The organism is Algibacter miyuki (genome assembly GCF_030409805.1).
Lineage (GTDB): Bacteria > Bacteroidota > Bacteroidia > Flavobacteriales > Flavobacteriaceae > Algibacter > Algibacter miyuki.
Map to the genome: position 1 here is coordinate 842,679 of NZ_JAUFQP010000010.1, position 13,781 is coordinate 856,459.

Annotated in this window: 11 protein-coding genes; 2 read left to right on the forward strand and 9 right to left on the reverse strand. The window is 35.3% G+C overall.

Annotated elements, in window-relative coordinates; genetic code table 11:
• Window positions 1–100: 100 nt before the first annotated feature.
• The 8 genes from QWY92_RS11615 to gldB form a co-directional block, all read right to left on the reverse strand.
• Window positions 101–3,325: an FIDD domain-containing protein gene (locus tag QWY92_RS11615; protein WP_290271417.1), complete on the reverse strand. Its 3,225-nt coding sequence runs from the start codon at window positions 3,323–3,325 to the stop codon at window positions 101–103.
• Between the two features lie 83 nt (window positions 3,326–3,408).
• Entirely contained in the window at window positions 3,409–4,092 is a 684-nt protein-coding gene (locus QWY92_RS11620) for an SDR family NAD(P)-dependent oxidoreductase (RefSeq protein WP_290271418.1), read from the reverse strand.
• The gene (locus tag QWY92_RS11625; RefSeq protein ID WP_290271419.1) at window positions 4,085–5,104 is read right to left on the reverse strand and encodes a M28 family metallopeptidase; all 1,020 of its coding nucleotides are present in this window, start codon (window positions 5,102–5,104) and stop codon (window positions 4,085–4,087) included. The genes QWY92_RS11620 and QWY92_RS11625 overlap by 8 nt, the downstream gene beginning before the upstream one ends.
• 96 nt (window positions 5,105–5,200) lie before the next feature.
• Window positions 5,201–6,826, reverse strand: coding sequence for a dihydrolipoyl dehydrogenase family protein (locus tag QWY92_RS11630; protein ID WP_290271420.1), 1,626 nt, complete (start codon window positions 6,824–6,826; stop codon window positions 5,201–5,203).
• A 3-nt stretch (window positions 6,827–6,829) separates the two neighbouring features.
• Window positions 6,830–7,828 (reverse strand): pyruvate dehydrogenase (acetyl-transferring) E1 component subunit alpha, encoded by a 999-nt coding sequence (pdhA, locus tag QWY92_RS11635; protein ID WP_290271421.1) that lies wholly within the window; start codon window positions 7,826–7,828, stop codon window positions 6,830–6,832.
• Between the two features lie 168 nt (window positions 7,829–7,996).
• Entirely contained in the window at window positions 7,997–8,479 is a 483-nt protein-coding gene (gene cdd, locus QWY92_RS11640) for a cytidine deaminase (RefSeq protein ID WP_290271423.1), read from the reverse strand.
• Window positions 8,480–8,685: 206 nt separating this feature from the next.
• Entirely contained in the window at window positions 8,686–9,018 is a 333-nt protein-coding gene (gldC, locus tag QWY92_RS11645; protein WP_290271425.1) for a gliding motility protein GldC, read from the reverse strand.
• Entirely contained in the window at window positions 9,011–9,982 is a 972-nt protein-coding gene (gldB, locus tag QWY92_RS11650) for a gliding motility lipoprotein GldB (RefSeq protein WP_290271427.1), read from the reverse strand. The genes gldC and gldB overlap by 8 nt, the downstream gene beginning before the upstream one ends.
• Before the next feature lie 94 nt (window positions 9,983–10,076).
• On the opposite strand from gldB, the gene nadE reads away from it, so the two are divergent.
• Complete coding sequence (gene nadE / locus QWY92_RS11655) at window positions 10,077–10,865, forward strand: NAD(+) synthase (protein ID WP_290271430.1); 789 nt, start codon at window positions 10,077–10,079, stop codon at window positions 10,863–10,865.
• A 96-nt stretch (window positions 10,866–10,961) separates the two neighbouring features.
• The gene (locus tag QWY92_RS11660) at window positions 10,962–11,594 is read left to right on the forward strand and encodes a response regulator transcription factor (RefSeq protein WP_290271431.1); all 633 of its coding nucleotides are present in this window, start codon (window positions 10,962–10,964) and stop codon (window positions 11,592–11,594) included.
• 146 nt (window positions 11,595–11,740) lie between these two features.
• Here the strand turns inward: QWY92_RS11660 and dnaG are convergent, their stop codons facing one another.
• The gene (gene dnaG / locus QWY92_RS11665) at window positions 11,741–13,762 is read right to left on the reverse strand and encodes a DNA primase (protein WP_290271433.1); all 2,022 of its coding nucleotides are present in this window, start codon (window positions 13,760–13,762) and stop codon (window positions 11,741–11,743) included.
• Between the last annotated feature and the right edge of the window lie 19 nt (window positions 13,763–13,781).

Below are 13,781 nucleotides of genomic sequence, written 5' to 3' on the forward strand. Positions count from 1 at the left end.
GCCGCAAAGGTTAAAAAAATTAACATCTCCAACTAAGAAAATTACTATTTTTTTACATTTTATCTAATATTAATGCACTTCGTCTATAAAATTGATAAATTTAGCGCTTCAACGTAAAGTGCCCACTAAACCTAATGTTTTCATCTAAAATGGCTGTAAACCAATAATCGGACACCTGTAACGGGCTACCAGAAATCGTTCCGTCCCAACCTTCAGAATTCGATTTTATTTGTTTTAAAAGCTTACCATATCGATCAAAAATACTGACTACTGCATTAGGATAATCCTTTAAACCTTTAATCAACCATACATCATTTACACCATCGTCATTTGGTGTGAAAAATTTTGGATAATCTATGATCGACACGCTTTCAAAAGCTTGTCCACAACCCTTTTTATCTCTAACAGACACCTCGTAAACACCTCCTGAAACATTACTAAACACAGCACTATCTTGATAATTTACGCCATCTATGCTGTATTCAAAATCGCCATCGCCAGATGCTATAATTTCAATGAAGTTTTGATCTGATAACTCTTTATAATTCACCTTGGTTATTTCTGGTAACTGTGATCGTATTAAACGAAACTGGAATTCATTTTCACAAATGATTCCATTTTTTAATTCGCTTACCTTTAAAACATAATCGCCTTCTTCAATTAGGTTTACTTCGAAATTGTTTGAAAGCACTGTTCCGTCCTCGAAAGTCCATTCCCAAGAATTAAAGCTACCAGGTAATGCAAGTTTCAGAAAAGGCTCTAAATCACAAAGAAAATATTCGTCTTGTAAATTTATTTGAGGCAAATCATTCACTACCAAATCAAACGTAGTTTCAGAATAACATAAACTATTAAGTGCATTTTCTACACGCACATAAATGGTTTGAGACCACGCTTCTGTATTTTTAAATGCTGTCGGTAATGGCGATGGCAAGGCTGATCTATTTTTATCAAAATAGAGAATTTTTAAACCATTTTGACTGCCAATAAGTTCTGCTTCTAACTGTGCTGTATCAAAAAAAGCGAAACCATTTCCTTCATTACAAGCATAAATAGTTTCTGGTTTATTAATTTCAGGTTGGGTTGCCGTTTTTAAAACTAGAGGTGTTTCAGCAAAACATCCGGTTACTGTATTTAAAACCCGAACTGTAATTATTTCTTCGTTTGCTTTGGTGTTCGTATAAGGGTTTGGCAATGGTTTTGGTAGTATATTTCCGAATGAATCAAAATAAGAAACTTCTAACCCGGTTTGACTTCCTAAAACTTCGGTCTCAATATCTGTAATATCAAAATATTCTGAAATACCATCATTATTATCATCGCAGCCTATAAGCGCATTTAAAGCATAAGCCACTGGCAACGGATTCACCATCAACTTAAAAGTCGTTTCGTTGTAGCATTTGGTTATTGTATGTGTTGCACGAACCTTAATTACTTCTTCATTTTTAACTAAGTTTTCAACTGCGCTTAAAGGTGCCGATATTTGGCTTCCGTTTTCATAATAAAATGAGACCGTTGTGTTCGGGTTACCAATTAAAACATCCGATTCTACCGCTTCCAAATCAAACTTTGCATACCCATTTGTATTATTATCACAAACTTTTAAATCGTTAATACCAGATAAATTGGGTAACGCATTTACAATTAAATCGAAAGTGGTTTCTGAATAACAACAAGGATTATTTTGATGTGCAACCCTTACAGCAATGGTTTCTCTATCTCGAATTGTGTTTGAAAAAGCACTTGGCAATGTACTATACTCGTTTCCTGAACCATCAATAAACGTTACGACCTTATTTGATTGCCCTCCTAAAACTTGCTTCTGAACGCCAGAAAGATTAAATGATGAAGACATACCTGAGCCGAAAGCATCCTCACAGGAATAAAAATCGTTAATACCATAAGCCATTGGCGGCTCAGTGACGTCGATAGTTTCTTCTAATACCTCTACGCTTCCGTCTTTACCGACAACTGTAGCTTTTATTGTATAAGTACCATCGGCTGAAAAATCATGAAAAGGAGATAAATCTGTAGAAGTATTATCTACGCCAGATGGCGAATCGCCGAAATCCCAGACTACCGAAGCTACGTTTGCTTTGTTTTCTACACTAAATTCTTTAAGAAATTCGGAACAAATATTTGAAATATTCATTTCGAAATTATTGGTGATGTGGTTTACGTTTCCTGTAACGTTTATATAAAACTTATAATCTTCACCCGGCCACAAGGCATACCTGGTAATCTCATCAGAATTTATATAAGTTGGACTTGTATAACAACCTTTGTACCAAGTTGGCGCGCCATCGTCAACCTTAGTTCCTGCAATATGAAGCAAACCAGAACCGCCACCTTTTAACCCTTTAAGGACTTCTACAAAAATGCGTTTTGTGCCAGCAGGTACAACAACCGGCGTATCGAACTTGATATTTTCGGTTCTAACAGCGCCAGAGGTATTAAAATATCCCAAACCATGAAGCTGGCTCGAACCAATTAAACTAGATTCTGAAAACGAATCCGGAAAGTTATCATCAATTTCATATATATTAAACTGAACCGCTGCCCCCCATTCCGCATACGAATAGGCCAATTGCCCTTCCGTTATTGTATATTCTTCATTTTCAGAAATACCAAAATCATTTAAATAAAAATCACGTCCTGCATACACATATGAATACGAGCAAGAATTATTAATAGTTTTTACCAAATCATCACAAACATTATGGGTGAGCCTTGTGGTTGGCCCTGTACTTCTGATATCAACCGCTTCACCTGTAACATTAATAAAAAAGTTAGCATTTGGCACCGGCACATCTATATCTGTGGTTGGAATATAATCGTAATATTTTCTACACCCTTTATACCACGAAACCCCAGAATCGTCTGCTGTTCCAGCAATACCGACTTCAGCTGAATTTGGATTATAAAAATCGACCCTTTTTGAAACTACAACTAAAATGCGTTCTATTCCGGCAGGTACCACTAATGGATTTATAAAATCGAATTCTACAATTTGAGGGCCATCGACAATTTCGGGCAATAATTTATTACCACCGCCAGACAATGGAATAGGATTTGAATTAGGAAAACTAGCATCTACTCCAAAAACACCAAAACTTAAATATGCACCATTATATGATTTACTGATTCCAACTTGACCAGAATGAATAATAAATTGTTGGCTATTGGATATTCCGAAATCAGACAATTTAAAAACTCTCGCCCAAGATTCATCTTCTTCACAAGAAAGCATATTGGTTTCTACCAACACATTACCAATATTATTAGTTAAGGTAATTTGTGCCGATAAAAAACATGTACTAACCAAGAAAAAAAATGAAAGAAAATATCTCATACTACTGCAACAAAACAACCGTTAATAAATTATTAAAACAAGATAACGATCTCTTTTTAAGGCGTAGAATTAGAAACTTGCAACAATTTCCCGTTATAATATTTGTTTCCGTTGAGTGAAAAATCTAAAATATATTCCGCCATTTCTAGGGCTGTCGTTGGCGCTTGATAGCCAGGAAAAGCTTCTTCTAGCATTTCGGTTTGCACAGCTCCTAACGCTAATACGTTAAAGGCAATTCCGGAATCTTTATACTCTTCGGCTAATAATTCGGTAAGCGTAATTACCGCTGCTTTACTAGAACTGTACGCTGCTAAACCTGGGAATTTCATACTGCCCTGTACGCCACCCATAGAACTTATTGTCACCACATGGCTAGATGCTTTCATAAAAGGAAGCATTTTCCGTGTAAGTTCAGCAACGCCAAAAACATTGGTTTTATATACATATTCAAAATCGGCCATAGAAATTTCAGCAAAAGGTTTATTAAGCAATGCACCTGCGTTATTTATTAAAACATCCACCTGTTTCCAGTTTGTGTTTATAAAATCTTCTACTTTTGTATAGGCTTTTTCATCATTTAAATTGAAAGAAAAACAAGTCACGTTTTCTAATTTTAAATCCTGAATAGGTTTTTCATTCCGCGAAAGCGCCAATACTTTATGGCCTGCTTTAGCGAATAATTGTACCAATTCGAACCCAATACCACGACTGGTTCCTGTTATAATTACGTTTTTACTCATGATTTAATTGTATTTCTTTTGTTGCTGAATTCACCATCCCTTCCAAAGCAGGAATCATTTTATTGATGAAAAGTGTCATGTGTTTATAATCCATTTTATCCGCTTCATCATCCACATGATGGTAATAATCAAAGTTTGTAAAATCGAAGGTTGAAATCGCTTGCGCCGGCACTTGAAAAGCTTCGTAAAACGGATAATTATCCGAACGCTTAAACAAGTTATAAGCTTTTGCTTGTGGCAAAAAGCCAACAATATCTTCACCTACATAACCATTCAACTTTTCCGCCATGTTAGATTCGTTATAACCTGTAACATATGCCATGATTTCATTTTCAGCTCTTGGCACACCAATCATTTCAAAATTAATCATAGTGTAAACGTTTAAATTATCTCTTTTTAAACGTTCCGCTAAATGCCCTGAACCTTTTAGCCCCATTTCTTCAGCTGCATAAAGTGTGAATAAAATGCTTCGCTTATTATTTTTTGTTTTTGAAAAATACTTAGCCCATTCTAAAACAGCTACAGTTCCTGAAGCATCATCATTCGCTCCATTAGCTATCACATCGCCATTTACGGCTCTTGCTGTTCCTATATGATCGTAATGCGCGCCTAGAATTACAAATTCATTCTTTAATTCAGGATCGTTTCCCTCAATAAACCCAATCACATTATAACCTATAATGTCTTTCACATTAAATGTATCACGATACGTTTCAAAATAAGGTTTGATATTATTGTTTTTAAATACATTTTCAATAAAAACAGCCGCTTTCTCTATGCCTTCACTTCCTGTATTTCTTCCTTCAAGTTCATCGGAAGCTAAATATTCTAAACTAGATTTAATTGAAGCTTCTTCTATAGCTATTTGAGATTGAAGCGTACTAACCACTTTTAAATCATGATTATCTCTATTTACTGTTACTCCTGTTGAGGTCGAACTTTTAATGGTATCCTTAGTGTTTCCGCAGCCCACTATCAGTAGTCCTAATGCGATGTTTAATATGTATTTCATAATTTCCTTTTAAAAAAATTAAAGATAAAAAAAAGCCTGTTTCAATGCTATGAAACAGGCTTTTATATTTAGATTCTGAAAAATTCAGAATATGAATTATACTAACATGGTAACTGGGTTTTCAATATATCCTTTCAATGTTTGAAGGAACTGAGCACCTGTAGCGCCATCTACTGTACGGTGATCGCAAGCTAAAGACAATTTCATGGTATGCCCCACAACTATTTGTCCGTTTTTAACCACTGGTTTTTCAACGATATTTCCAACAGAAAGAATAGCAGAATTTGGTTGATTGATGATAGATGTAAACGTATCTATACCAAACATCCCTAAGTTAGATACGGTAAATGTACTACCTTGCATCTCGTCTGGAGTTAATTTTTTGTTTTTTGCTTTCCCTGCAAGTTCACGAACTGCAGCACCAATTTGAGGTAACGTTTGCTCGTTTGCAAACTTAACAACTGGTACCACTAAACCATCTGGCACAGCAACTGCTACACCAACATGTACGTGATTATTTAATCGCATTTTATCAGCAAACCATTGTGAGTTTACTTGTGGGTGCGCTTTTAATGCTAAAGCACAAGCTTTAACAACAATATCGTTATAAGATATTTTAGTATCAGGAATCGAATTAAACTGTCCACGGAAAGACATAGCGTTTTCCATATCAAACTCCACACTTAAATAATAATGTGGCGCTGTAAACTTCGAGTTTGTTAAGGCTTTTGCAATTGCTTTACGCATTTGTGAATTATCAACATCGTCAAAATCTTCTTGACCAGAAGGCACAAATTTACCTGCTGATGCTGCCGAAGCTGCTGGTTCGTAATTTTCGATATCGCGTTTTACGATACGTCCATTTTCACCAGAACCTTGAACTTTTGTTAAGTTGATACCTTTATCTTCTGCTAATTTTTTCGCTAATGGTGACACATACACACGTCCGTTTGCTGTAACAGGCGTTGGTGCAGGCGCACTAGTTTTAGGTTTAGAAGCTGCAACTGGAGCACTTTTTGGTGCTTCTTTTTTTGCTTCTGCCTTTGGAGCTTCCTCCTTTTTAGCTGGTGCCGCTGTACTAAAACTAGCTGCAACTCCAGAAACATCTGTTCCTGCAGGGCCAATAATAGCTAAAAGTTCATCTACTTTCGCAGAATCGCCTTCTTGTAGACCAACATATAATAATGTACCCGCTTGGAATGATTCAAATTCCATCGTTGCTTTATCTGTTTCAATTTCAGCTAAAATATCGCCTTCTTCAACGCTATCACCTACTTTTTTCAACCAAGTTGCAACAGTACCTTCTTCCATGGTATCACTTAAACGTGGCATGGTTACAACAATAACACCTTCTGGCAATTCTGCCGATGCTGCTGTTTCTTCTGAAGCTTCTTCTACTTCCGGAGCAGCTTCTTCTGTTGTTTCCTCTTTCACTTCCGCGGAAGCGTTACCTCCTCCATTTAAAAGACCTGAAATATCTTCACCTTCGTCTCCTATAATGGCTAAAAGTTCGTCAACCTTAGTTGTTTCACCTTCTTGAACACCAATATGTAGCAATGTACCTTCATTGAAAGACTCAAATTCCATAGTGGCTTTGTCCGTTTCAATTTCGGCTAAAATATCGCCTTCTTCAATCTTATCTCCTACTTTTTTCAACCACGCTGCAACCGTACCCTCTTCCATGGTATCGCTTAAACGAGGCATATTTACTACTATTGCCATAGCTTATATTTTGTGTTGTATAAATGGATAATCTTCTTGTTCGTAAACCATATCATAAAGCTGTTGCTTTTCTGGGTATGGCGACTCGTCTGCAAATTTTTCACATTCTGCAACAAGATCTTTAACACGCTTATCTATTATTTTAATATCATCTTCCGTAGCATATTCTTTTTCAAGAATAACATCTTTTACTTGCGTAATTGGATCAATTTTCTTGTATTCAGCAACCTCATCTTTCGTTCTGTAATGCTGAGCATCACTCATTGAATGCCCTCTATAACGGTAAGTTTTCAATTCTAGGAATGTTGGTCCGTCACCTCTTCTTCCTCTTTGAATCGCTTCATCGAAAGCTTCGGCAACTTTTATTGGGTTCATACCATCTACTGGTCCACAAGGCATATCATATCCTAAACCTAATTTCCATATATCAGTATGGTTTGCTGTTCTTTCTACTGAAGTTCCCATAGCATATCCGTTGTTTTCACAAACAAATACTACTGGTAATTTCCATAGCATAGCTAAATTGAAAGCTTCGTGAAGTGAGCCTTGACGGGCAGCACCATCACCAAAACAACATAAGGTTACAGCATCGCTACCGTGATATTTATCACCAAATGCAATACCAGCACCTAAAGGAATTTGACCTCCAACAATACCGTGACCACCGTAAAAACGAAATTCTTTAGAGAAAATATGCATAGAACCTCCCATACCTTTAGAAGTCCCAGTTACTTTTCCAAATAACTCGGCCATAACACGTTTAGGATCTACGCCCATACCAATAGGTTGAACATGATTACGGTAAGCCGTTATCATTTTATCTTTAGACAAGTCCATAGCGTGCAAAGCACCAGCTAAAACAGCTTCTTGACCATTGTATAAGTGAAGAAATCCTCTTACTTTTTGTTGAATGTAAACGGCAGCTAGTTTGTCTTCAAACTTTCTCCAGAATAACATGTCTTCATACCATTTGAGGTAAACCTCTTTTGTGATTTTTTGCATCGACTAGTATTAAAATTTTTATTTCGCGGAATACAAAAGTAACACATTGTAAGTAATTGCAAAAACGCAATGTGCTTAAAGTGAAAAAAAATATTGAAAACCTTTAATTCCGCGAGCCTTTTAAATGATAATTCAGCTTTTTTTTAAGAAAACTGAGGTTTTGAAAATTTACAGTGACGATTTATCGAAACCGAGAGGTAATAAATTCGCTAAAGAATTAGATTTAGCCACTTTACCTGTTTCTCCCATAAAATAAATTTCTATGGGTAATTCTTGTTTTATTTCATATTCGGCAATTGCTTGACGGCACGCGCCACAAGGCGGAATTGGTTCGAATGTTGTTTTTAATTTTGAACCAGCTGTAATAGCCATGCGTACAATTTGTGCATCTGGATATTGAGAACCTGCATAATAAATAGCTGTTCTTTCGGCACATAAACCTGAAGGATACGATGCGTTTTCTTGATTGCTACCTGAAATAATTTCGCCATTATCTAAAAGTAGCGCTGCTCCAACATGGAATTTAGAATAAGGCGCATAAGCCTTGTCACGTGCTTCAGCAGCTTTATCCATTAATGAAACCACATCTTCAGGAAGCTCGTTTAAATTATCAAAAACGTATAAGGTTGACTCTATTTTTATTTCTTTCATAAGATTTCCTTGGTTTGATTCGCCTTAATTTATAAGCCTTTAAAAAGCTTCAGAATTGATCACTTGTAACCAACTCATCATTTTAAGGTGTACCAATGTAAGTTAAAAGATGTCATGAATTGAAAAAATTGAACTATTTTTTTTCAGAATAAAAGACACAACACCTCGATAAAGTATTCAAAAAAAATATTCTTATGAAAAGAAACTTATTTATTAAGTTCTAATTTTTCTGCAAAATAATCACAAAAATCTTTCATGGTTGCGGTCATTTTTTCATCTTGAGTTGCACGGTTAAAGGTATTACTCATAGCTACTAAGGTTTGATGAAAAAACACTTTCATTTCGTCTACTGGCATATCTTTAGTCCATAGATCGATACGCAACATTTCTTGGGTTTTAGAATCCCAAACCGACAGCATCATCGCTTTAGCTTCTTGGTTAGTAATACCACCATCTTCTGCGGTCCAATGTAATGTTTCTGGAACTCGATTTTCATCAAGTTCTACGTTTAATTCAATTTTAGATTTTATACTAGCCATTATTTTTTTTAGGTTTAAATTTTGAATTATTAAAAATATCTTCTGCATCCATAATCAACATATCTTTAAAAGGTGTGTCGTTATTTTCCATGTAAGCTTTTACAATTTGCCATCCTATATATTGACCAATTCGCCCTGGAGATTCGGAATCTATACCTTCTAACTGAAATTTAGAAAAAGGTGCTGCATTTATAAATCGGTTGGGTAATTTTGCATCTGTACTAAAGAGTAATTCTCGCTCCACGAAATAACGCCAAATAGAACTTTCATTATTTATAGTCCAATCAAGCTGTTCTGCGGTGTAACTAATGCGCTCGTTTTCTTTCTTAAAAGGAAGTACTTTATCTTTAAAATATAGTACTTTTCCGTAGTAAATCATTTCATCTAAAAGACTTTTTCTTTTAGGCTGAAAAATGTATTTCTTAGCGTATTCACCAGCTAAATCAACAACTATTTCTTGTTTATCTAAATGCTCTGCAATGTATCTTGGAATACCTTCGTAAAAATAATGATCTCTCCCTAAATAGGTATCCAAAGCCAAAAGGACGATGGTATCAGTAACAATCACTTTATTTCGATATTCAACATTACTTGTTGTGGTAATAACTCGTGGTGTTTTAAAGGTGGGGAAATAATAATGAATGTAGCTGAATAATAACTCCACATCCGATTCATAAATTTCAAAATTAGGAAAAACCCTACTTACTTCTTGAGCTAATTCTTGCTGCAGTGTGTCGTTTATTTTTTCAATCCACTCCGTATCGTTTACATCTTTCGGAAAGAAAAACGGATATGCCCGTTTAATATCCGGCAAAGATTTCTCGTTTGTTTTTGCAAATTGCTGATCGAATCTTTCTATAACAACATCTACTTTATGCTGATTCACAGCCAAATCGGCGGCGTTTTCTTCCTTGCACGAAAAAAAACAAATAACTACTAGTATATATAAAAATACGTGTTTCATAATAAAACTTAGACGCTATAAATTTTTATTAATTGAGCGTTTCTTCTATTTTTGTTGACAAAGGTAGTATTCTCAGATTAAAATTCTTCAAAAAATGCAAACAGAAAAAGTAGTAGATTTCATTGTAAATTGGTTAAAAGATTACGCAACCAAAGCAGGCGTGAACGGATTTGTTATAGGTGTTTCTGGCGGAATAGACTCGGCAGTAACTTCTACCTTATGCGCGAAAACAGGTTTAAACGTACTTTGTATTGAAATGCCAATACACCAAGCAGCTAGCCACGTAACTCGAGCACAAGAACATATTAAACACCTTTCTGCTCGTTATGATAATGTTAGCGATACCAGAACCGACTTAACACCGGTTTTTGAAGCCTTTAAAACTGAAGTGTTTTTTGATGGCGACCAAGCGACTGTAGATATGGCATTAGCCAATACAAGAGCACGTTTAAGAATGACATCGCTTTACTATTACGCAGGACTTTACAAGCTTTTAGTTGCCGGAACAGGGAACAAAGTTGAAGATTTTGGCGTTGGTTTCTACACAAAATATGGTGATGGCGGCGTAGATTTAAGCCCAATTGCCGATTTATTGAAATCTGAAGTCTATAAATTAGGAGCGTTCTTAGAAGTACCAGAATCTATTATGAATGCCGCACCAAGCGATGGTTTATTTGGAGACACACGAAGTGATGAAGACCAAATAGGAGCTTCGTATCCCGAGCTAGAATGGGCGATGCAAATGGATGAAGCAGGTAAAACAGAGTCAGATTTCACTGCGCGTGAGAAAGAAGTGTTTATTATTTATAAAAGGTACAATTCGAGCAACAAACATAAGATGATTGCAATCCCAATATGCGATATTCCTGATAATTTAATGTAATTTTTGCAGATTACATAAAAAACCCATACTTTTGCTAAGAGCTTTTTTCTTTCAACAATCACCTCTCGAACCCTTATACAGAAAGCTCAAAAAATTATGATAAAATTACTAATAGCAGACAACCATCCTATTACTAGGAAAGGTTTGGAGGTGCTATTTTCTGCATCTCAAAACATCGAAATTGTAGGAAGTCTACAAGATGGAAATGACATCTTAGATTTCATACAAAAAAACCCTGTAGACATCATTTTGACGGAAGCCGACTTTCCAAAACTAAATGGATTAACACTTTTACGTTATTTAAAAAATGATTTTCCAGACATTAAAACCATTATTTTCAGCGGAGAACCTGAAGAGGTTTACGCCATAAATGCTATAAAAGCAGGTGCTTCTGGATTTATTCACAAATCTGTGAATGTTATTACAATTAATGAAGCCGTACTAAAAGTACACGATGGTGGCATTTATTTAAGTAACGACTTAACGCAACAACTTGCGTTTGGTAACAGAGTTAATAAAGGCTCAGGAACGTTCTACAAAAAACTTTCTACACGAGAAGCAGAAGTTTTAAAACTTTTAACTATTGGTAGAAAAAACAAAGAAATCTCTAAAGAATTAGACATTAACGAAAAAACCGTTAGTACTTATAAAGCCCGCTTGATGCGCAAACTTAAAGTAACTAACTTGATTGATTTAGTTAATCAAGCCAAGCTTACAGAAGCCATTTAATAAGGCTTAATTTACGAGATTAAAAAAACTCGAATAGTATTTTACGCTTTTAAGTAATTTCTATTCGAGTTTTTTTATTTTTATTTTCTATAAAAATGTAACAGCTTAATACACCTTCCCTTTTGATCTTTACAGCAATTAGAAATCTACAATACCTTCCCTAACTTTCTTGACAGCAAAGTTTTTAAGCTTAAATAATCTTGAGTGTTACTTAATATCTCTTTGTTTTGTTCATTCTTATCAGCATTCATCTGAGACATAAACTCATTAATTTTTTGATCGATAAGGTGACATCGTAAACGTAATATGGTTTCGGTAACGTGCTGAGTAAGTCCTTCAATCTTAGATTTAGGAAAAATATTTTGCTCGTTCCATCGGCTCAATTCATGCTTATCATCATCCATCAAAATAGATGTTATTACAGATGAAATATTCTGATCTACTATGTTTATTATTTTCTTCAGTTCAAAATTAGCATCTTGATGCAGCCTATTTATTATAGTGTTATATAACAACTTAAAATCGGGGTTAGAAAACTCCATTTCGTCGTCATGTAAATCGCCATAAACCTTTTCGAATACTTTTAATTGATTAACTACAGGCTCCAAAACCAACTCGCCTTTAGCATTTTCTTTTAAAACCAAGTCTTCAAAATCCTCTACTTTGTTTCCATATAGCAATAAAATTTCAATAACATTTCGTTCTAAAACATACTGAACATCTACCTTTGCAACAGGCGCTTTGTTTTTAATAATCTCGAAAGGATAATTATCAGGCGGCCCTTCTCTTGGATCTTGATTAGGATCCATATTTGGGTCTTGATTATAAGTGGGCTTAGGTGCAGATTGCTTAGCGCTTTCCTTAGAAGCCTTACTACTAATTTGTGCCAACGTAGTAAACAACACCGATTCGCTAATATCCATGATACGCGCACACTCCTGAATATAGATTTCCTTCTTTATTTGATCAGGAATTTTAGAAATACTATTTACAATATCTCTAACTGTATCTGCTTTTTTTATTGGATCATTTTTAGATTCCTCAAAAAGTATAGACGCCTTAAATTGAATAAAATCTTTCGCATTATCCGTTAAATATGCTTTAAGCTCTTCAAGTGTATTTTGTTTAGCAAAACTATCTGGATCTTCACCTTCCGGAAATGTACAAACCTTAACGTTCATACCTTGTTCCAGAATTAAATCGATACCTCGTAACGAGGCACGCATTCCGGCTGCATCTCCATCAAAAAGTACCGTAATATTTTTTGTTAACCTATTAATTAAGCGAATCTGATCGGGTGTTAAAGCTGTTCCGGACGACGATACCACATTGGTAATCCCCGTTTGATGAAACTGAATAACATCGGTATAACCTTCTACTAAATAACAGTTATCCTCCTTTGCAATGGCTTGCTTAGCGTGATAAATTCCGTAAAGCACTTTACTTTTATAGTAAATTTCACTTTCCGGAGAATTCATATATTTCGCTGCCTTCTTATCAGCAATTAAAATACGACCACCAAAGCCCAGAACACGGCCACTCATACTTTTTATAGGAAACAAAACACGCCCCTTAAAACGATCGAAACGTTTATCTCCTTTAACAATGGTTAGTCCGGTTTTACTTAAATAATCAAGATTATAACCTTGCTTCAAAGCCTCGTCCGTAAAGGCTTGCCACTCATTTAAACCATAACCTAAATCGAATTTTTTTATAGTCTCGTCGGTAAAACCACGTTCTTTAAAATAACTTAAACCAATTGATTTACCTTGATCAGTTTTATGAAGAATTTTCTGAAAATAGGTGTTCGCAAACTCACTAACCAAATACAAACTTTCACGCTCATTAGCTTGTTGCTTTTGTTCGTTAGATTGTTCGGTTTCTTCAATTTCAATATTATACTTTTTAGCTAAATATTTTATAGCTTCTGGATACGTAAAATGTTCGTGCTCCATTAAAAACGAAACCGCGGTACCGCCTTTTCCTGTAGAAAAATCTTTCCAAATTTGTTTAACCGGCGACACCATAAAACTCGGCGAACGCTCGTCGCTAAAAGGGCTTAAACCTTTATAACTACTTCCCGATTTTTTTAAGTTTACAAAATCGCCAATAACCTCCTCTACTCGGGCGGTTTCAAATACTAAGTCTATGGATGCTGGTGATATCAAAAGTTGAGTTCTAATTTAA